General features: G+C 69.9%; 14 protein-coding genes and 1 pseudogene. 6 read left to right on the forward strand and 9 right to left on the reverse strand.

All coding sequences use genetic code 11. From position 1 onward, the window contains the following. The first annotated feature begins 4 nt into the window (after nt 1-4). The 3 genes from AB0M47_RS13325 to AB0M47_RS13335 all read left to right on the forward strand — a co-directional run bounded on the left by AB0M47_RS13325 (nt 5) and on the right by AB0M47_RS13335 (nt 3,058). Nucleotides 5-730: an ABC transporter ATP-binding protein gene (locus AB0M47_RS13325; protein ID WP_363412502.1), complete on the forward strand. Its 726-nt coding sequence runs from the start codon at nt 5-7 to the stop codon at nt 728-730. Next, nucleotides 727-1,773, forward strand: coding sequence for an ABC transporter permease (locus tag AB0M47_RS13330; RefSeq protein ID WP_363412504.1), 1,047 nt, complete (start codon nt 727-729; stop codon nt 1,771-1,773). The genes AB0M47_RS13325 and AB0M47_RS13330 overlap by 4 nt, the downstream gene beginning before the upstream one ends. A gap of 94 nt (nt 1,774-1,867) precedes the next feature. Further along, the gene (locus tag AB0M47_RS13335; RefSeq protein WP_363412506.1) at nt 1,868-3,058 is read left to right on the forward strand and encodes a hypothetical protein; all 1,191 of its coding nucleotides are present in this window, start codon (nt 1,868-1,870) and stop codon (nt 3,056-3,058) included. A 121-nt stretch (nt 3,059-3,179) separates the two neighbouring features. Here the strand turns inward: AB0M47_RS13335 and AB0M47_RS13340 are convergent, their stop codons facing one another. The 7 genes and pseudogenes from AB0M47_RS13340 to kdpF all read right to left on the reverse strand — a co-directional run bounded on the left by AB0M47_RS13340 (nt 3,180) and on the right by kdpF (nt 12,211). Beyond that, complete coding sequence (locus AB0M47_RS13340; RefSeq protein ID WP_363412508.1) at nt 3,180-4,070, reverse strand: alpha/beta hydrolase; 891 nt, start codon at nt 4,068-4,070, stop codon at nt 3,180-3,182. 37 nt (nt 4,071-4,107) lie between these two features. Continuing rightward, nucleotides 4,108-4,787: pseudogene (locus tag AB0M47_RS13345) on the reverse strand (response regulator). Then, the gene (locus AB0M47_RS13350; RefSeq protein WP_363412510.1) at nt 4,784-7,342 is read right to left on the reverse strand and encodes a DUF4118 domain-containing protein; all 2,559 of its coding nucleotides are present in this window, start codon (nt 7,340-7,342) and stop codon (nt 4,784-4,786) included. Before AB0M47_RS13350 ends, AB0M47_RS13345 begins: the two are co-directional and overlap by 4 nt. A 58-nt stretch (nt 7,343-7,400) precedes the next feature. Then, nucleotides 7,401-8,303 carry a potassium-transporting ATPase subunit C gene (locus tag AB0M47_RS13355; protein WP_363412512.1) on the reverse strand — a complete coding sequence of 301 codons (903 nt, stop codon included), beginning with the start codon at nt 8,301-8,303 and terminating at the stop codon, nt 7,401-7,403. 4 nt (nt 8,304-8,307) lie between these two features. Beyond that, the gene (gene kdpB / locus AB0M47_RS13360) at nt 8,308-10,425 is read right to left on the reverse strand and encodes a potassium-transporting ATPase subunit KdpB (RefSeq protein ID WP_363412514.1); all 2,118 of its coding nucleotides are present in this window, start codon (nt 10,423-10,425) and stop codon (nt 8,308-8,310) included. A gap of 34 nt (nt 10,426-10,459) precedes the next feature. Then, nucleotides 10,460-12,121, reverse strand: coding sequence for a potassium-transporting ATPase subunit KdpA (kdpA, locus tag AB0M47_RS13365; RefSeq protein ID WP_363412516.1), 1,662 nt, complete (start codon nt 12,119-12,121; stop codon nt 10,460-10,462). Further along, complete coding sequence (kdpF, locus tag AB0M47_RS13370; RefSeq protein WP_253753405.1) at nt 12,122-12,211, reverse strand: K(+)-transporting ATPase subunit F; 90 nt, start codon at nt 12,209-12,211, stop codon at nt 12,122-12,124. It lies immediately after the preceding gene. A gap of 401 nt (nt 12,212-12,612) precedes the next feature. Between kdpF and AB0M47_RS13375 the strand changes: the two genes are divergently transcribed. The 3 genes from AB0M47_RS13375 to AB0M47_RS13385 are packed head-to-tail and all read left to right on the forward strand — an operon-like array spanning nt 12,613 to nt 16,722. Next, complete coding sequence (locus AB0M47_RS13375) at nt 12,613-14,592, forward strand: APC family permease (protein WP_363412518.1); 1,980 nt, start codon at nt 12,613-12,615, stop codon at nt 14,590-14,592. Nucleotides 14,593-14,602: 10 nt separating this feature from the next. Further along, nucleotides 14,603-16,039, forward strand: a complete 1,437-nt coding sequence (locus AB0M47_RS13380) for an ATP-binding protein (protein ID WP_363412520.1) — start codon at nt 14,603-14,605, stop codon at nt 16,037-16,039. Then, nucleotides 16,036-16,722, forward strand: a complete 687-nt coding sequence (locus AB0M47_RS13385) for a response regulator (RefSeq protein ID WP_363412522.1) — start codon at nt 16,036-16,038, stop codon at nt 16,720-16,722. The genes AB0M47_RS13380 and AB0M47_RS13385 overlap by 4 nt, the downstream gene beginning before the upstream one ends. Before the next feature lie 20 nt (nt 16,723-16,742). Here the strand turns inward: AB0M47_RS13385 and AB0M47_RS13390 are convergent, their stop codons facing one another. Beyond that, the gene (locus AB0M47_RS13390) at nt 16,743-17,417 is read right to left on the reverse strand and encodes a GAP family protein (protein ID WP_363412524.1); all 675 of its coding nucleotides are present in this window, start codon (nt 17,415-17,417) and stop codon (nt 16,743-16,745) included. 2 nt (nt 17,418-17,419) lie between these two features. Continuing rightward, nucleotides 17,420-18,841, reverse strand: a complete 1,422-nt coding sequence (locus AB0M47_RS13395) for a DUF1254 domain-containing protein (RefSeq protein WP_363412526.1) — start codon at nt 18,839-18,841, stop codon at nt 17,420-17,422. Nucleotides 18,842-18,906: the final 65 nt, after the last annotated feature.

The raw sequence follows: 18,906 nt of genomic DNA on the forward strand, positions 1-18,906 counted from the left end.
CGGCATGATCCTGGAAACCGAGGCCCTCGCCAAGCGTTACCGGCGGCGATGGGCGTTGCACGACTGCACGCTGGCCGTGCCCGAGGGCGCGATCGTCGGTCTGGTCGGGCCGAACGGCGCGGGCAAGTCCACCCTGTTGCAGATGATCGTCGGCCTGCTGCCGCCGACGTCAGGCGTGGTCCGGGTGCTGGGCGACCCGCCCGCCACGATGATGCGGTCCGGCCGCGTCGGGTTCGTCGCGCAGGACGCGCCGACCTACGCCGGCCTCACCGTCGCCGATCACCTGAGCCTGGGCGCCGGGCTGAATCCGCGCCGCTGGGACGCCGTCGGCGCGGCGAGCCGGATCGACCGGCTGGGTCTGCCGCTGCGGCAGCGGGCCGGCGGGCTCTCCGGCGGTCAGCGGGCTCAGCTGGCCCTCACCATCGCCCTGTCGAAGCGGCCCGACCTGCTGATCCTCGACGAGCCGGTGGCCGCCCTCGACCCGCTCGCGCGGCGGGCGTTCCTGGACGAGACAGCGGCCGCCGCCACGGCCGCGGGCACCGCTGTCGTGCTCTCCACGCACCTGGTCGCCGATCTGGCCCACGTCTGTACGCATGTCGTGGTGCTCGCGGGCGGCCGGGTTCGGCTCGCCTCGGCCATCGCCGAGCTGTGCGGATCGCCGGCCGAATTGGAGCGCATCGTGCTCGACCAGCTCACCCAGGCCGCCGCGGAAAGGACGCCGAACTCATGATCAGGCTCGCCCTCCGACAGTTCCGCGCGTCGGCGTGGACCGCCGCGATCGGGCTCGCCGCCGTCGCCGCACTGGTCCTCGCGACCCGGTCGCATCTGGCCGCCGCGGCTGCCGCCGCCCATCGGGCCTGCGGGGACGACCCCGACTGCCCGGCGCTCATCACCTTCGTGCACAGCAACGCGCCGCTGAGCACGGCGGTCGGGCTCATCGTCCTCGTGACGCCCGCTCTGATCGGCGCGTTCTGGGGCGCGCCGATGGTGGCCCGCGAGGTCGAGACCGGTACGCACCGGCTGGTCTGGACGCAGAGCATCAGCCGGACGCGGTGGCTCGCGGTGAAGCTGGGCGTCATCGGAACTGCGACCGTCGTGCTCACCGGACTGCTGAGCCTGCTCGTCACGTGGTGGGCGGAACCGCTGGACAAGGCGGCAGCCACCGTCTACGGGACCTTCGACCAGCGCGATCTCGTGCCCGTCGGGTACGCGGTGTTCGCCCTCGCCGTCGGCCTGACGCTGGGACTGGCGACGCGCCGGACGCTGCCGGCCATGGCCCTGACGTTCGGCGGCGTCCTGGCCGTGCGGATCGCGGTGACCAGCTGGATCCGGCCGCTGGCCGCCACACCGGAGCAGACGGCGTTCGCCCTCGACCCGGATCACACCGGCTATGGCTCCGGCGGCAACATCCTCCTCGGCATCCCGAAGGCGCGTCTGCAACCGCCGCCGCCGGACCTGCCGAACGCGTGGATCCGGTCGGCCGAGGTCGTCGACGGGACCGGCCGGCCGCTCACCGACGCAGTGCTCCAGTCGACCTGCCCGACGATCGGCCACGACGGCGGCGGCCAGGCGGCGGGTCCGGTCCCGGCCGAGATCGCCCAGCAGATGCACGACTGCGTCGTCCGGCTCGGCCAGACCTACCACCAGGCCGTCGCGTACCACCCGGGCGATCGCTATTGGACGTTCCAGTGGTGGGAGTTCGGCGTGTACGCCGCCATCACGGCCGTGCTGTGCGCGTACGCGTTCCATCGGCTGCGCCGCCACGGCGGCTGACGGTTGTTCTCGCCGGGCCGGGCGCTGACCCGACCCGGCGGGCTCAGGCGGCGGCACTCTGGTGCGCCATCCATTGATCCACTACAGTGCTTCAATGTTGATCTCCCGCCGATCCGTCCTCAACGGACTGATGGCCGCCCCGATCGCCGCCGCCGCCGGAGCCCTGATCGTGCCCGGCTCGGCCGCCGCCGCCCCCGCCTCGATCGACCGGACGGCGTTCAAGCTGCGCCGCCGCGCCGGCGCGTACGCCACCGCCATCGCCGGACTGGACGCCGCTCTGCCCAACGTCACCGTCCAGCACGTCCTCGACGACGCCAACCGCACCGCCACCCGGATCACCGCGAGCGAAGGGGCCGGACTGGTCACCAACTTCGCCGCCGGATTCCACTTCGACAGCGGCGACGACGGCACCGCCGAGTGGACCCCGCAAGGGATCACGACCAGCTCCGACGCGTACGCCGACGGGCTCTACGAGGACCGCAAGGCGGTGCTCGTCAGCTGGTACTCCACCGGCGTGGACGGGGAGAAGGGCGTACGCGTCAGCTTCGTCGACCGCACCGACCCGCTGACCCCGAGGTATCGCCACGTGCTGCTCGTCGAGCCCTACACCTCGGGCGGCGTGCACTCCTTCCGCGCGATCAACGTGCACGCGGGCGGCGTCTTCTGGTACGGCCACTACCTCTACGTCGCCGACACCACCAAGGGGCTGCGGGTCTTCGACCTGAACCACCTCTGGCAGACCTCGACGTCCAGCTCCACGGCGTGCGGACGCCAGTCCGACGGCAGCTACCAGGCCTTCGGGTACAAGTACGTCCTGCCGCAGTCGCTGGCGTACGACCAGGTCGGGTCGGCCTCGCTGACGTTCTCCTTCGTCTCGCTGGACCGCACCACCTCGCCGGACAGCATCCTGGTCGGCGAGTACGCGTACCCCGGCGACGGCACCCGCCTGGTGCGCTGGAACATCGACTACACCAACCGCGAACTCGCCTACGACAGCGGTTCCACCACCGACGCGACGGCGAGCTGGGCGTACCGGGTGGACGTCACCTCGATGCAGGGCGCGCTCAGCCTCAACGGCAAGTACTTCCTGTCCACCAGTGACGGCGACACCAACGAGGGCGACCTGGCGACCTGGAAGCCGGGCGGATCGGTGGCGATGAACTACGACTCACTGCCGATCGGCAACGAGGATCTGACCTACCGCAGCAGCACCGACGAGCTGTGGACGGTCACCGAGTACGCCGGCAACCGGATGGCGATCTCGGTCACCGCCGGAGCCTTCTGATCCCTCGCCCCGTGGGCGCCCTCGTTGATCATGGAGTTTGCCCCCTCGCCACGCCGTCGAGACCACGGTTAACTCCATGATCAACGGCTCGGGCTACCGGCGGCGGGTGGGGTGGGGTGGGTTAGAGGAGGGCGGTGAGGTCGGTGAAGAGGCGGCGGGCGGCGGCTGCGCACGCGGGCGAGACCAGGTCCATCGTGAGGAACCCGTGGACCAGCCCGGCCTCACACCGGTGCAGGGTCGGCACGCCGGCCCGCTGGAGACGGTCGGCGTACTCGTCGCCTTCGTCGCGCAGCGGATCGTGTTCGGCCGTGACCACGATCGCGCGCGGCAGCCCGTGCAGATCCGCGTACAGCGGGCTCACCCGCGGGTCGGCCCGCCGCGCGGGGTCGGGGACCCACAGCTCCGCGCCCCACGCCACGTCGTCGGTGGCCAAGGCCCAGCCAGCTGCTTTGGTACGCGTACTGGGCCGGCTGAGCGTGAGGTCCGTGTTCGGGTAAGCCAGGATCTGAGCGTCCGGCAACGCAGCACCCTCGTCCCGCAGCCGCAGACAGGCCAGTGTGGCAAGGGTGCCGCCCGCGCTGTCGCCCATGACGAACACGGGTCCGCCCGCCTCGATCGCGTGACGCAGGACGGCCACGACGTCGTCTACCGCAGCGGGCCAGGGGTGCTCCGGTGCGCGGCGGTAGTCGACGGCGATCACCGTCGCGCTCGTGGCCTCGGCGAGCAGCCGGCACGCCCGGTCGTGCGATTCCAGGTCGCCGATCACCCACATGCCGCCGTGCGCGTACACGATGGTGGCCCGGGACTCGGCCGGCCGGTAGACGCGGACGGCGACCTCGTCGATGTTCCGGTCGGCGACCTCGGCCAGGTCCGGGCCGGGCGGCCGGGAGGCGGCCCGCTGCCGTTGCCCGCTGCGGATCGCCGCCGCCCCGGTCGTCCGCGCAGGCGGCCCCGGATTCTCCCGGAAGGCCGCCAGCCAGGCGGCGAGTTCGGCGTCGGCGAGCTGATCCATTCGACCCATCCTGCCACCCGGACCTGTGCCGACCGGGTCAGGGCGTGAAGCGGTATCCCATGCCGGGCTCGGTGAGCAGATGGCGCGGTCGCGACGGATCCGGCTCGAGCTTGCGGCGCAGCTGCGCCAGGTATTGCCGCAGATACTGGGTCTCGGTCGCGTACGTCGGGCCCCAGACCTGCTGGAGCAGCTGGCGCTGGGTGATCAGCATCCCGGGATTGCGGACCAAGGCCTCCAGCAGCAGCCACTCGGTCCGGGTGAGGTGAACGGTGTCGCCGGTGGCCGCGTCCGTCACGGTGTGGGCGGTCAGATCCACCTCGTACGCACCGATGCGCGCGGTCGCCGGTGCCTCCGTGCCGCCGAGCCGCCGGGTTACGGCGCGAAGGCGGGCGAGCAGCTCATCCATGTTGAACGGCTTGGTGACGTAATCGTCGGCTCCGGCGTCGAGGGCGTCGACCTTGTCCGCGCTGCCCGCCCGGCCGGACACCACGATGATCGGCACCGGCGACCACGTACGCAGCTTCCGGATCACCTCGACGCCGTCGACGTCGGGCAGGCCGAGGTCGAGCACGACGAGATCGGGGTGTTCGTTGGCCGCGCGTGCAACGCCTGGGTGCCGTCGGCCGCCGCCACGACCTCGTATTGCCGGGCGGTCAGGTTAATCCGCAACGCCCGCAGGATCTGCGGCTCGTCGTCGACGATGAGGACCCGGGTCACATATCCCCCTGTGGAAGCGCGATGGGCAGGCTCACGATCATCGTGACACCCCCGCCCGGGGTGGTCTGCGGTTCGACGCTGCCGCCCATCGCCTCGGCGAGTCCGCGCGACAGTGCGAGGCCCAGCCCGACGCCGGTGGTGTTGTCCCGGTCGCCGAACCGCTGGAAGGGCTGGAAGACGTTCGCCCGCTCCTCCGCCGGGATGCCCCGGCCGTGGTCGACGATCCGGATCTCCACCCGATCGTCGTACTCGCTGGCGTGGACCGACGGCGGCCGGTCCGGCGGGCTGAACCGCAGGGCGTTGGCGAACAGGTTGGCCAGGATGCGTTCCAGCAGCGCCGGGTCGGCGGCGATCTCGGGCAGGTCGTCCGGCACGTGCACCTCGACGGCGGCGGCGCTGGGGCCGAGGTCTCGCAGGGCCAGCCCGGCGACCTCGCCGACGCTCGTCGGCTGAACGGCCATGCCCAGCGCACCGGCCTGCAACCGGCTCATGTCGAGGAGGTTGTCGACGAGCCGAGTCAGCTTGTCCAGCGACTCGTCGGCGGCGGCCAGCAGTTCCCGCCGGTCCTCGTCGGCGAACTCCACGTCGGGGCTGCGCAGGCTGCCGACCGCCGCCTTCGCCGACGTCAACGGCGTACGCAGATCGTGGCTGACGGCCTGGAGCAGCGCTGTGCGTACGCGGTCGGCCTCGGCGAGCGGTCCGGCGGCGGCGGCCTGCGCGGCGAGGCGCTCCTGCCGCAGGGCGGTCGCGGCCTGCGCGGCGAACGCCTCCACCACTCGCTGGTCGCCCGCGTCGAGTGGATGTCCCTTGAGGACGAGCGCGAGATCGTCGTCGACCGGCACGTCCACGTCACCGTCGGCCGGGCTGACCGACGGCTCGTTGCCGACGCTCGCGGCGACCTGCCACTTGGCCGGATCGCGGCGCATGTCCGGGGCGCTGGGCGTATCCGGGCGGCGTTCCAGGAGGGTGACGCTGGCCAGGGTGAACGTCTCGCGCAGCTGCTCCAGCAGGGCCGGCAGCGGTCGCTCACCGCGCAGGACGCTCCCCGCGACGGTGGCCAGCGTCTGCGCCTCGGCTCGGGCGCGCGCCGCTTCGAGCGTACGCCGGGCGGCCAGGTCGACCGTGGCGCTCACGGCGACGGCGACGAGCACGAAGACGAGCAGCGCGAGGAGGTTCTCGTGCTCGGCGACGGTCCACTCGTAGATCGGCGGCGTGAAGTAGTAGTTGAGCAGCAGGAAGCTGACGACGGCGGCGACGACAGCCGGCCAGATCCCGCCGATCAGGCCGATGAGCACGACCGCCGTGAGATACATGAGGATGTCATTGGGCAGGGACAGCTCGGCCCGGGCCTGGACCAGGGCGAAGGTCAGCACGGGCAGCAGCAGCGCGGTCAGGACGAACCCGGCGACGCGCCGGCGCCAGGTCAGTCCGCTGCCGATCGAGAGCCGCCCGGAGAATCGGCGGCGACCGCGTCTGGTCTCCTCGTGGGTCACGAGGTGGACGTCGATCGGCCCGGACTCCGACGTCGTGGTGACGCCGACGCCGGGCGAGAAGATCTGGGCGAACCTGCCTCGACGGCTGGCTCCGAGCACGAGTTGGGTGGCATTGACCGCCCGGGCGAAGTCGAGCAGTGCTTTCGGGATGTCGTCGCCGATGACCTGGTGATAGCTGCCGCCGACCCCCTCCACCAGTACGCGCTGCCGGGCCAGGTTGGCCGGATCGGTTCCGGAGGCGAGCCCGTCGCTGCGGGCGACGTGGACGGCGAGCAGTTCGGCGCCTTTGGTCCGGTCGGCGATCCGCCCGGCGCGCCGGATCAGGGTGTCACCTTCGGGGCCGCCGGTCAGCGCCACGACGACCCGTTCCCGGGCTTCCCAGACTCCGCCGATGTTGTGCTCGGCCCGATAGCGTTCGAGCTGGTCGTCGACCTTGTCAGCAAGCCAGAGCAGGGCCAGTTCCCGTAGTGCGGTGAGGTTGCCGACCCGGAAGTAGTTGCCGAGCGCGGCGTCGACCTTCTCCGGCCCGTAGACGTTGCCGTGGGCCATCCGGCTGCGCAGCGCCTCGGCGGTCATGTCGACCAGCTCGATCTGGGCCGCCTGCCGGACGATCGCGTCGGGGACGGTCTCCTGCTGATGGATCTTGGTGATCGCCTCGACGACGTCGTTCAGCGACTCGATGTGCTGGATGTTGAGCGTGGTGATCACCGAGACGCCCGCGTCGAGCAGTTCGGTGATGTCCTGCCAGCGCTTGGCGTTGCGGCTGCCCGGCACGTTGGTGTGGGCGAACTCGTCGATCAGCGCGACCGCGGGCCGCCGGGCCAGCACGGCGTCCACGTCCATCTCAGTGAACGTCGCCCCGCGGTACGCCATGGTCTTGCGCGCGACGACCTCCAAGTCGCCGATCATCGCCTCGGTCAGCTTGCGGCCATGCGTCTCCACGAGGCCGACGACGACGTCGGTCCCGCGTTCCCGGCGCCGGTTGCCCTCCTCGAGCATCTTGTAGGTCTTGCCGACCCCCGGCGCGGCCCCGAGATAGATCCGCAGGGTTCCGCGTGGCACCTGATCCTCCTTGTGACGATCGCCGCGTCGCCCGGGGGCGACGCGGCGATCACGGGTGTCATCCGTGGTACGGGTACTTCGCGTCCAGGTCCAGGTTAAGCCGCAGGACGTTCACTCCGGGCTCGCCCAGGAATCCCAGGGCGCGTCCGGTCGTGTTGTCGTCGACCAGCTTCTGGACATCCACAGCGCTGATGTTGCGGGCCTGAGCGACGCGGGCGATCTGCAGCTTCGCGTACGCCGGGCTGATCTGCGGGTCCAGGCCGCTGCCGCTGGCGGTGACCGCGTCGGCCGGGACCGCCGAGTCGGCCGGGGCGTCGCCCCGGATCGGCACGAGCACGCCACCGGAGTAGTCCTCGCCGAACGTGGCGCACTCCACGGCCACGCCCTCGTAGGACGAGACGAAAGGCGTCGCGGGGCAGCGCTGGTTGACGCTGACCGCGCGGGTGACCTTGCCGGTCAGGCCGTCGCTGTGGAAGACCCGGAGCACCGCGCCGAGCCCCTCGGAGGTGCAGTACGGCCGACTGCCGTCCACGCCTTCCAGCTCGCCGACGGCCTTGCTCCGCGAGCAGACCTGCGACAACAGGCTCAACGCGCTGCCGTCACCGGCCTCGGAGTTCGGGTCCAAGGCCGGGTCGCCGAGGGTGTCCTCGATCGACTCCGGGCCGAGGTTGCTCGCGCTCGTCGAGTCCAGGTCGTAGCCGTCGCCCGCGGCCGACGGCCGCGACTGGAAGTACTGCTTCAGCGCGGCGCCCTGGTCGTCGGTGAACAGCTGCCCGACGATCTCGCTGCCGACCGGCTGGCCGTTCGCGGTCACGACCGAGCCGTTCGCCCTGTCCCGCAACCCGGGCAGCTGGGCCACCCCGGTCACCACCAACGGGTACGCGATGCCGAGGAGCACGGTGAAGGCGAGTACTGCCCGCAGTGCCGCCAAATGTTGTGAAACCCATGAAGGAAGTCGCATGGCCTTACATCCCCGGGAGGAACTGAATGACGAGGTCGATGAGTTTGATGCCGACGAACGGCGCGACGACGCCGCCCAGGCCGTAGATCCACAGGTTGCGCCGCAACATCTCCGCCGCGCCACCGGGCCGATACCGTACGCCGCGCAGGGCGAGCGGGATCAGCAGCACGATGATGATCGCGTTGAAGACGACGGCCGACAGGATCGCCGACTGCGGGCTGTGCAGCCGCATGATGTTCAGCGTGTCCAGCGACGGGTAGACCGCTGCGAACATCGCCGGGATGATCGCGAAGTACTTCGCGATGTCGTTGGCGATCGAGAAGGTCGTCAGGGCGCCCCGGGTGATCAGCAGTTGCTTGCCGATCTCGACTATCTCGATGAGCTTGGTCGGGTCGGAGTCGAGGTCGACCATGTTGCCGGCCTCTTTCGCCGCGGACGTGCCGGTGTTCATCGCCACCCCGACGTCGGCCTGGGCCAGCGCCGGCGCGTCGTTGGTGCCGTCACCGGTCATCGCGACGAGCTTGCCGCCCTCCTGCTCCTTCTTGATCAGGGCGAGCTTGTCCTCGGGAGTCGCCTCGGCGAGGAAGTCGTCCACCCCGGCCTCGTCCGCGATCGCCTTGGCGGTCAGCGGGTTGTCGCCGGTGATCATGACGGTGCGGATGCCCATGGCGCGCATCTCATCGAACCGCTCCCGCATGCCCTGTTTGACGACGTCCTTGAGGTGGATGACGCCCAGGGCTCGGGCCGGCTGCCCGTCGACGTGCTCGGCGACGACCAACGGCGTACCGCCGCTGCCGCTGATCCCGTCGACCATGGGGCCGACCTCGTCGGTCGGGTGACCGCCGTTGTCGCGTACCCACTTCATGACGGCGGTCGCGGCGCCCTTGCGGATCCGGCGAGTGCCTCCGTCCTCGGTCACGTCCACGCCGGACATCCGGGTCTGCGCGGTGAACTCCACCCACGTCGCGTGGGTCAGCTCGCCCGGTTCGCGTTCGCGCAGGCCGTACTGCTGTTTGGCGAAGACCACGATGGATCGGCCCTCGGGCGTCTGGTCGGCCAGGCTGGACAGCTGGGCGGCGTCGGCGAGCAGGTGCTCGGAGACGTCGGTGACCGGGGTGAACTCGCCGGCCTGCCGGTTGCCCAGGGTGATGGTGCCGGTCTTGTCCAGCAGCAGGGTGTTGACGTCGCCGGCGGCCTCGACCGCCCGGCCCGACATGGCCAGCACGTTGCGCTGCACCAGCCGGTCCATGCCCGCGATGCCGATCGCGGACAGCAGGGCGCCGATCGTGGTCGGGATGAGGCAGACCAGCAGCGAGACGAGCACGATGCCGGTGACGCCGTCGGCGTTGATCGCCAGGGTGTCGGGTGCCGCGCCCTGCCAGTTCTTGGCGTAGATCGCCATCGGCTGCAGGGTGACGGTGGCCAGCAGGAAGATGATCGTCATCGCCGCGAGCAGGATGTTCAGCGCGATCTCGTTCGGCGTCTTCTGCCGGTTGGCCCCCTCCACGAGGGCGATCATCCGATCGATGAAGCTCTCGCCCGGCTTCTGCGTGATCTTCACGACGATCCGGTCCGAGAGGACCTTCGTGCCGCCGGTGACGGCGCTGCGGTCGCCGCCGGACTCCCGGATGACCGGAGCCGACTCGCCAGTGATCGCCGACTCGTCGACGCTGGCGATGCCCTCGACGACGTCGCCGTCGCCGGGGATGATCTGGCCCGCCTCGACGACCACGAAGTCGCCGAGGGTCAGGGCGGTCGCGGCGACCGCCTCCTCGCGGGTCTCCGTCTGGCCGGGCTGCCAGCCGACGAGCTTGCGGGCCATCGTTTGGGTCTTCGCCTTGCGCAGGGTGTCGGCCTGCGCCTTGCCCCGGCCCTCGGCGACCGCCTCGGCCAGGTTGGCGAAGACGACGGTCAGCCAGAGCCAGACCACGATCGCCCAGGCGAAGAAGCTCGGGTCGGCCAGCGCCAGCACGGTGGTGAAGACCGCACCGATCTCGACGATGAGCATGACGGGGTTACGCCACAGCGTGGCCGGGTTGAGCTTGCGCAAGGCGTCCGGAAGGGAGTTCAGCATCTGCCGGGGGTCGAGCAGACCGCCGGAGACGCGATTGGCCGCACTCATGCGAGTTTCCTTTGTGCGAGGAGGTTTGAGGTGGTCATCGGAGTCCTTCCGCCAGCGGGCCGAGGGCCAACGCGGGAAGGAAGGTGAGCGCGACGAGGATGATCGTCACGCCGGCCACCATGCCGATGAACAGCGGTTTGTGGGTCGGCAGCGTGCCTGCGGAGGCCGGGGTCGGCTTCTGCCGGGCGAGCGAACCGGCCATGCCGAGCACGAAGATGATCGGCAGGAACCGGCCGAACAACATCGCCAGCCCGAGCGCGGTGTTCCACCAGGGGGTGTTGACCGTGATGCCGGCGAACGCCGAGCCGTTGTTGTTGGCCGCCGAGGTGAACGCGTAGAGCACTTCGGAGAAGCCGTGCGGGCCGACGTTGAGCTGGGTCGACCAGTTGCCGGTCGCCATCGCCGCCGCCGTGCCGATGAGCACGATCGCCGGGGTGACGAGGAAGTACAGCGACGCGAACTTCATCTCACGGGCGCCGATCTTCTTGCCGAGGTACTCCGGGGTGCGCCCGACCATGAGGCCCGCTACGAACACCGTGATCACGGCGAGGACGAGCATGCCGTAGAGGCCCGTGCCCGTGCCGCCGGGCGCGACCTCGCCGAGCATCATGTTGAACAAGGTGACCGCGCCGCCGAGGGACGTGTAGGAATCGTGGAACGAGTCCACGGCACCCGTCGAGGTCAGCGTCGTCGCGGAGGCGAAGGTCGCCGAGTTGGCGACGCCGAACCTGGTCTCGACGCCCTCCAGGGCCGCACCGACCGCGTTCGGGACGGTGCCGGCGTGCGACAACTGCGCCCAGTTGATGAGCACGACGCTGCCGATCGCCAGGATCGCCATGACCGACACGATGGCCAGGCCCTGCCGCTTGTCGCCGACCATCCGGCCGAAGACCCGCGGAATCGAGAAGCCGATCACCGTCAGCAGGTAGATCTCGATCCAGTTGGTCCAGCTCGTCGGGTTCTCGAACGGATGGGCGCTGTTGACGTTGTAGAAGCCGCCGCCGTTGGTGCCCAGCAGCTTGATGACCTCCTGGCTGGCCACGCCGCCACCGGTGAGGTGCTGGGTCGCGCCGTTCAGCGTCGTCACGTCGGTGCCGTTGCTGAAGTTCTGCACGACGCCCCCGGCGATCAGGATGATCGCGAAGACGACGGCCACCGGCAGCAGCACCCGGATCACCGTCCGGGTCAGGTCGACCCAGAAGTTGCCCAGCTGGTCGGTCTTGCTGCGGGCGAAGCCCCGGACGACCGCCAGGGCGACCGCGACGCCGACTGCCGCCGAGACGAAGTTCTGCACCGCCAAGCCGGCCGCCTGCGTCGCGTGCGACATCGTCGACTCGCCGGAGTACGCCTGCCAGTTGGTGTTGGTGGTGAAGCTGACCGCCGTGTTCCAGGCCAGCTCGACCGGCACGGCGGTGAAGTCGGTGCCGAACTGCCAGATCCGGTCCTGGAACCGCTCGAAGGCGTACAGGAAGAGCAGGGACAGCGCCGAGAAGGCCAGCACGCTGCGGGCGTACGTGGTCCACTTCTGCTCGGCCTCGGGGTCGACCCCGATCGTCTTGTAGACGCCACGCTCGACGACCAGGTGCTTCGTCGAGGTCAACGCCCGATACATGTAGTCGCCGAAGAAGCGGTACGACACCGCCAGGGCGGCGATCAGCGAGACGATGAAGACAACGCCCGCCGTAGTTGTGGACATCTAAAACTTCTCCGGTTTGATGAGGGCGAAAACCAGGAATGCCGCCAGCACGACCGCGAGGACCAGGCCGGCCACGTTCGACGCGCTCACAGCCGTTCCACTCCCTTGACCAGCAGACCCATGGCGACGAAAGCCGCCACCGTGATCAGCACGTACGCCACGTCAGGCATCGTGCTCGTCCTCCTCGATGTCATCGGCCGCTGTTCGGCCGCGCCACCGAAGTCAAGCGCCGGGAGACCTGGCCGGACAGAGGTCCTTACGCGTTCTTGACGCGCGCCGCTGGTTTCTTGACGTTTCGTTGACAGCGGACGGCGACTCCGGCGCGCGCCCCATGATCAGGGTCACTTTTGTGGTGCTATAACGCCGCAAAAGTTCCCCTGATCATGGAGGCGCGCGGCATAGCGCTAACGCCGTATCAAGATCGGCCGCGTTGCCGTTAAGAACGCGTCAAGATCGCCGCTCCCGCACTCCGGACAGCCTTGACTGGAAGCGTGTTCGAGGTGTTCAAGCGCCTGGTCGTGGGCCGGCCCCTCCGCAGCGACCGGCTCGGCGAGCAGCTGCTCTCCAAGCGGATCGCGCTGCCGGTCTTCGCCAGCGACCCCCTCTCCTCCGTCGCGTACGCCACGCAGGAGATCCTGCTGGTCCTGACGCTAGGCGGATTGGCGTACCTGTATCTGGCGCCGTGGGTGGGGCTGGGTGTCATCGTGCTGCTGGCCGTCGTCGTGCTGTCGTATCGGCAGGTGGTGCGGGCGTACCCCAGTGGCGGCGGCTCGTATGAGGTGGCGAGCAGCAACCTCGGCCCGTCGGCCGGTCTCGTCGTGGCCGCCGCGCTGCTCGTCGACTACGTGATGACCGTGGCCGTGTCGGTGGCGGCGGGCGTGGACAACATCATCTCGGCGTTCCCGGAGCTGAACCCGTGGCGGGTGCCGGTCAATCTCGGCTTCGTCGCCGTGCTCATGGCGTTGAACCTGCGCGGGGTCAAGGAGTCCGGCCGGATCTTCGCCGTGCCGACCTACATGTTCGTCGCCGGCGTCCTGATCATGATCGTGACCGGTGCCGTACGCGTCGCCTTCGGAGACGCACCGGTGGCCGAGAGCGCGGCGTTCGGGGTGGTGCCCGAACCGGGGCACACCGGGTTGTCCGGGCTGGCGCTGCTGTTCCTGGCGTTGCGTGCCTTCTCGTCCGGCTGCACCGCGCTGACCGGCGCCGAGGCGATCTCCAACGGCGTACCGGCGTTCAAGCCGCCCAAGGGCGACAACGCGGCCCGGACGATGGCCGCCATGGGCCTGCTGTCGATCGTCATGTTCGGCGGTATCACGGCGCTGGCGATGATCTCGAAGGTGCACTACGTCGAGAACACCTGTGACCTGGTCGGATATCCGGGCAACTGCGCCAACTCGGCACAGCGTACGGTGATCGCCCAGCTCGCCTCGGCGATCTTCGGCGGGTCCGGCTCGATCGGCTTCTACTACATCCAGGCCGCGACCGCGTTGATCCTGATCCTCGCGGCGAACACCGCGTTCAACGGCTTCCCGCTGCTGGGCTCGATCCTCGCCGAACACCGGTATCTGCCGCGTCAGTTGCACACCCGCGGCGACCGGCTGGCGTACTCGAACGGGATCATCCTGCTGGCCGTCGTCGCCGGGGCGCTGATCTACGCGTACAAGGGGTCGGTCACGAGCCTGATCCAGCTCTACATCCTCGGTGTGTTCACCTCGTTCACCCTGTCGCAGACCGGGATGGTCCGGCACTGGAACAAGCTGCTGCGGGTCGAACGCGATCCGGGACAGCGACGGCGGATGCACCGGTCGAAGGCGATCAACGCGGTCGGCGCCTGCTTCACCGGGTTGGTGCTGATCATCGTCACCGTCACCAAGTTCACGCATGGCGCGTACCTCGTGGTCATCGCGATCCCGGTGCTGTTCACGATGATGCGGGCGATCCGCCGGCATTACGACCGGGTGGCGACGGAGCTGACGCCCGAACCGGGCGGCATGCTGCTGCCGCCGCGCATCCACGCGGTGGTGCTGGTCTCGCGGCTGCACCGGCCGACGATCCGCGCGCTGGGTTTCGCCCGCGCGACCCGGCCGGACACACTGACCGCGCTGACGGTGGCGATCACCCCCGACGAGGTACGCCAGTTGCAGGCCGAATGGGAGGCCCACGACATCCCGGTGCCGCTGACCATCGTGGACTCCCCCTACCGCGACATCACCGGCTCGGTGCTGACCTTCGTCGCACGGCTGCACGCGGAGCATCCGCAGGATCTGATCTCGATCTACATCCCCGAATACGTGGTCGACCGCTGGTGGGAGCATCTGCTGCACAACCAGTCCGCCCTGCGGCTCAAGGCCCGGCTGCTCTACAAGCGCGGGGTGATGGTGACCAGCGTGCCCTGGCAGCTCGACTCGACCGGCGCGCCGACGCCGATCCCGGCCGAGCTGCCTACTCCGGCCGGGCACACGAGCTAACTTGGCGGAGATGAGCGACGCGCAGCCTGGACCACCGCCCGCCGACCAGGCCCGGCGGCGAGTCCGGACGGGCGCGCTGGTCGCCCTCGTCTGCCTGACCGCGCTGACGGCGATCCTGCTGCCGATGCGCGACCACGTCTCGCTGGCCGGCGTGATCCTGCTCTATCTGGTGGTGGTCGTGGTGACGGCCATCGTGGGCGGGCTGGCCGTCTCGCTCGCGGCGGCGGTGGCGGCGAATCTACTGATCAACTTCTTCTTCGTGCCGCCCTACCACACCTTCCGGGTGGCCAGCGGCGACAACGTGATCACCCTGGTCGTGTCGGTCGCGGTCGCGATCACCGTCAGCGTCGCGATGGATCTCGCCGCCCGGCAGCGCGCGGAAGCCGCGCGCACCGGGGTCGAGGCCGCCCTGCTCGCGCGGATCAGTGCGGAGCCGGTCGCCGCCGGATCCACGGACTCCCTTCTTCTTCGGGTACGCCAGACGCTGCGCATGGATGCCGCCGCTCTCGTGGAGACCGATCCGGCCGGTATCGATCACGTCGTGGCGCGGTCTGGCCGGGGCCTGACCGGGCAGCCGGTGCTGACCGTGCCCGCCGGACCCGGGCTGAAGCTCGTCGTCGAGGGACCCGAGATCTTCGCCCCCGATCCCCGGTTCCTCGTCCGCATCGCCGCCGCGTCGGCCCGGGTGCTGCAGGCCGAACGCCTGGCCGAACAGGCCGCCCAGGCCCGGGAACTGGCCGCGATCGACCGGCTGCGGTCGGCGCTGCTCGCGGCGGTCGGCCACGATCTGCGTACGCCGTTGGCCGGGATCAAGGCGGGCGTGTCGAGCCTGCGTGATCCGGAGTTGCGGCTCGGCCCCGGAGAGCAGGCCGAGCTGCTGGAGACGATCGAGGAGTCCGCCGACCGGATGGCCGACCTCGTCGAGAACCTCCTCGCGATGAGCCGTCTTCAGGCGGGTGCGCTCAGCGTCGACGCCCGGCCGACCGCCGTCGACGAGGTGGTGGCGTCCGCCATGTTGCACCAACCCGAGCCGCAGGCCGCAGTGACCGTCAACGTCTCCGACGCCCTGCCGTTGGCGTACGCCGATCCCGGTCTGCTCGAACGCGTCGTCGCCAACCTCGTCGTCAACGCCGTGCACCACTGCCCACCCGGTACGCCGATCCTGGTCACCGCCAACGCGACCGAGCGGACGCTCGACCTTCGGGTGGTCGACCACGGGCCGGGCATTCCCGAGGCCGACCGCGATCGGCTGTCCGCGCCGTTCCAGCGGCTCGACGATCGCACCACCACCGGCGGGCTCGGCCTCGGCCTGGCGATCGCCCGCGGTTTCACCGAGGCGATGGGCGGCACCCTGTCCTTCTCGGACACTCCGGGCGGCGGTCTCACGGTGACCGTCGGCCTGCCGCTCGCCCGCACCCGCGGCGTCGATGATGGAATCGACTCGTGACTCGGGTGCTGGTCGTCGACGACGACCGTCAACTGCTGCGGGCGTTGCGCATCGCCTTGTCCGCCCGGGGCTACGAGGTCGTGGTCGCCCCGGACGGCGCGACCGGGCTGGCCGCCGCCCAGCAGAATCCGCCCGACCTGGTGATCGTGGACCTCGGCCTGCCCGACCTGGACGGGGTCGCCGTCGTGGAGGCGATCCGGGGCTGGTCGAGCGTGCCGATCCTGGTGCTGTCGGCCCGGCTCACCGAGCAGTCGAAGATCAACGCGCTGGACGCCGGGGCCGACGACTACGTCACCAAGCCGTTCGGCATGGGCGAGCTGCTCGCCCGCATCCGGGCGGCGATGCGGCGTACGACGCCGACGGAGTCCCCTGCCGTCGTGACGACGACCGCGTTCTCCGTCGACCTGGCCGCCAAACGCGCCACTGACGCGGACGGGGCCGAGGTCCGGCTGACGCCCACCGAATGGCATCTGCTGGAGATGCTGCTCCGCAACCCCGACCGCCTGATCACTCATCAGCAGCTGCTGCAGGAGGTCTGGGGACCGCGCTACAACACCGAGACGAACTACCTGCGCGTACACATGGCCAACCTGCGCCGGAAGCTGGAACCGGACCCGAGCCGGCCACGCTATCTGCGTACCGATCCGGGCCTAGGCTATCGCTTCGTCCCCGACCAGCCCTGACCAGCCGGGTTTGGCGGGGGTCAGAACGCTCCGGCGATCCCCTTGCCCACCAGGACCACGCCGATGACCAGCAGCAGGACGAACATGACCGTGGCGTTGTTCGCCTCCAGCCATACCTTGAGCCGGTCGAGCGGCGCTCGCATCCGGCTGCGCGCCACCGCGTACGCGAGGACCGGGACGGCGACGGTGCAGCCCGCGATGATCGTGAAGACGGCGACGGCGACGGTCTGCTGCCCGCCGGACAGGGCGGCCGCCCCGATGGCGACCCCGGCAGCCGCGCACATCGCCAGGTTCTTGGGGTTGATCGCCGACAGCGCGAAGCCGAGGCCGAGCGCCTTGGCCGCGGTGAACTTGTCGATCGCGGCCATCCACTTCGGCAGCTCGGCCTGCGTACCGGGGGCCGGCCGGGAGCGCCACTGATTCAGGGCGAGCAGCAGCATCACCACGCCAAGGAGGAGCTTGACCCACGCCACGCCGGTCGAACCACCGCTGTCGGCGTACAGGTCGGACACCGTCGCGAGCCACCGGAACACCACGGTGGCCACCACGATCCCGAGCAGCCAGCCGAGCAGGAACCCGAAGCTCGTGCCACCGGCTCGCGGGGCGAACAGCATCAGGATCACGGCGATGATCGGAATGGGGCTGATCGCGACGCCGAGCGCGAGCGGCAGCAGGTCCCCGACCACCTCCCCCACGGCTACGACCGCTTCCCGGCGACCGGCTCGATCTCGCCGGGGCGCCAGGACTTGTCGAACCACGACTCCAGCGGCCCGTACAGGCGCAGCATCACGAACCAGCCTTTGCCCGGGACGGTCTGGATCCAGTTGGCCGATCCATCGGACGGTGGGTTCGGCCCGAAGTAGACCTCCGCGCTGCCGTCCGGATTGGTCACCGTCTTCGGGTCGAGGCTGGACACCGAGGGGTACGGGTTATCGGTCCGCAACAGCGACCGGGTCTGGGTGTCGTAGACGCAGACCGACCAGAAGTTCTTCGCCGGTACGCCCGGCGGCAGGTGCAGCCGGTAGTCCTTCGCGCCGTCGAGCCAGCCGCCGTCGCTGTCCTCGGCCGTGTACGCGTACTGCGAGCCCGCCCCGACGGAGGCGGCCGCCATCGCCGGGGTGATGACGGTCGCGAAGTAGTGGAAGAGTGCTCGCGCGTCGAGCAGCCGGGCGCCGTCGCGCAGGAACTCGTAACTGCCGCCCACGAAGGCCTGCTTCCACGAGGAGCCCTCGTAGTAGTAGCTGTCCGGGTCTCGGGGCTGGTAGACGAGCGCGCGGGCGATGGCCGCACCGAGTGGGGCGGCTTTGGCCAGGATGCCGCGCAGCCGGTCGTCGGGGGCGAAGGGCCGGCCCTTGACGATGCCGATCGCGGCGAGGATGCCGCGGCGCTCCGGGTCCAGGCTGTCCAGCGGCTCTTCCTGGACGATGGCGTCGACTTCTTCGTAGAACGTGAAGTCGTTGGCGTGCACCGTGTTGTGCGGCGTGTCCGTGATGTCGACGAACCGGGTCGGCGGCGGATCGGCCGCCTTGGCGAGCGGATAGATCTTGATCGTCTTGATCGCCGGTACGCCTTCCAGCGCCCGGAACACCGCCCAGTTCGTGAAGGTCGGCGTAGGCCGGACGAGGTAGCCGTCCGGCAGCGGTTCGTCGTGGCCCGGCGGCACGATGAGGTACTTCCCGCCCGCGCCCTTGTCCTCGCCCGCGATCCCCATGTCGGTGACGTAGCGGAACCAGAAGTCGTCGACGACGCAGAGCGACTTCGGCGGGGCCTCGATGACCACCGGGCCGTCGGCGTGTAGATCGAGGAACGCGTGGGCGTACGTGGTGTCGGTGTTCGGCGTCAGATAGAGGCTCGTGGAGTTGGCCCGGGGGTCCGTGATGCCCACCGTCGCCGTGCTCGTCATCCCGATGCCGCGTACGCCGTTGCGCATTGCCGACAGCGCCGCGCCCGGCATCGCGACCAGGAACGCCTCAACGCCGCGCAGCAGATCCAGGACGTCGTAGAGCGACGAGACGCTGTCCAGCGACGGCACGCCGTCGATGAAGGAGAAGTCCCCCACCACCGTACGCAGCTCGTCCGGCAACGCGATGCTGTCCAGCGTCGTCTGATCGATGCTCATGTCGAAGCCCCCCGGAACACCCGACAAACTGAGCCTAGATTACGGGGAAATGTCCCTTCTTCGGG

This window comes from Hamadaea sp. NPDC051192, assembly GCF_040682475.1.
GTDB classification, from domain to species: domain Bacteria; phylum Actinomycetota; class Actinomycetes; order Mycobacteriales; family Micromonosporaceae; genus Hamadaea; species Hamadaea flava.

What these genes read in the sequence shown, in the direction of transcription:
- kdpA (WP_363412516.1), bottom strand. Translation starts at nt 12,121, where the DNA reads ATGTCCACAACTACGGCGGGCGTTGTCTTCATCGTCTCGCTGATCGCC.
- AB0M47_RS13335 (WP_363412506.1), top strand. Translation starts at nt 1,868, where the DNA reads ATGTTGATCTCCCGCCGATCCGTCCTCAACGGACTGATGGCCGCCCCG.
- AB0M47_RS13325 (WP_363412502.1), top strand. Translation starts at nt 5, where the DNA reads ATGATCCTGGAAACCGAGGCCCTCGCCAAGCGTTACCGGCGGCGATGG.
- AB0M47_RS13380 (WP_363412520.1), top strand. Translation starts at nt 14,603, where the DNA reads ATGAGCGACGCGCAGCCTGGACCACCGCCCGCCGACCAGGCCCGGCGG.
- AB0M47_RS13355 (WP_363412512.1), bottom strand. Translation starts at nt 8,303, where the DNA reads ATGCGACTTCCTTCATGGGTTTCACAACATTTGGCGGCACTGCGGGCA.
- kdpB (WP_363412514.1), bottom strand. Translation starts at nt 10,425, where the DNA reads ATGAGTGCGGCCAATCGCGTCTCCGGCGGTCTGCTCGACCCCCGGCAG.
- AB0M47_RS13330 (WP_363412504.1), top strand. Translation starts at nt 727, where the DNA reads ATGATCAGGCTCGCCCTCCGACAGTTCCGCGCGTCGGCGTGGACCGCC.
- AB0M47_RS13340 (WP_363412508.1), bottom strand. Translation starts at nt 4,070, where the DNA reads ATGGATCAGCTCGCCGACGCCGAACTCGCCGCCTGGCTGGCGGCCTTC.
- AB0M47_RS13395 (WP_363412526.1), bottom strand. Translation starts at nt 18,841, where the DNA reads ATGAGCATCGATCAGACGACGCTGGACAGCATCGCGTTGCCGGACGAG.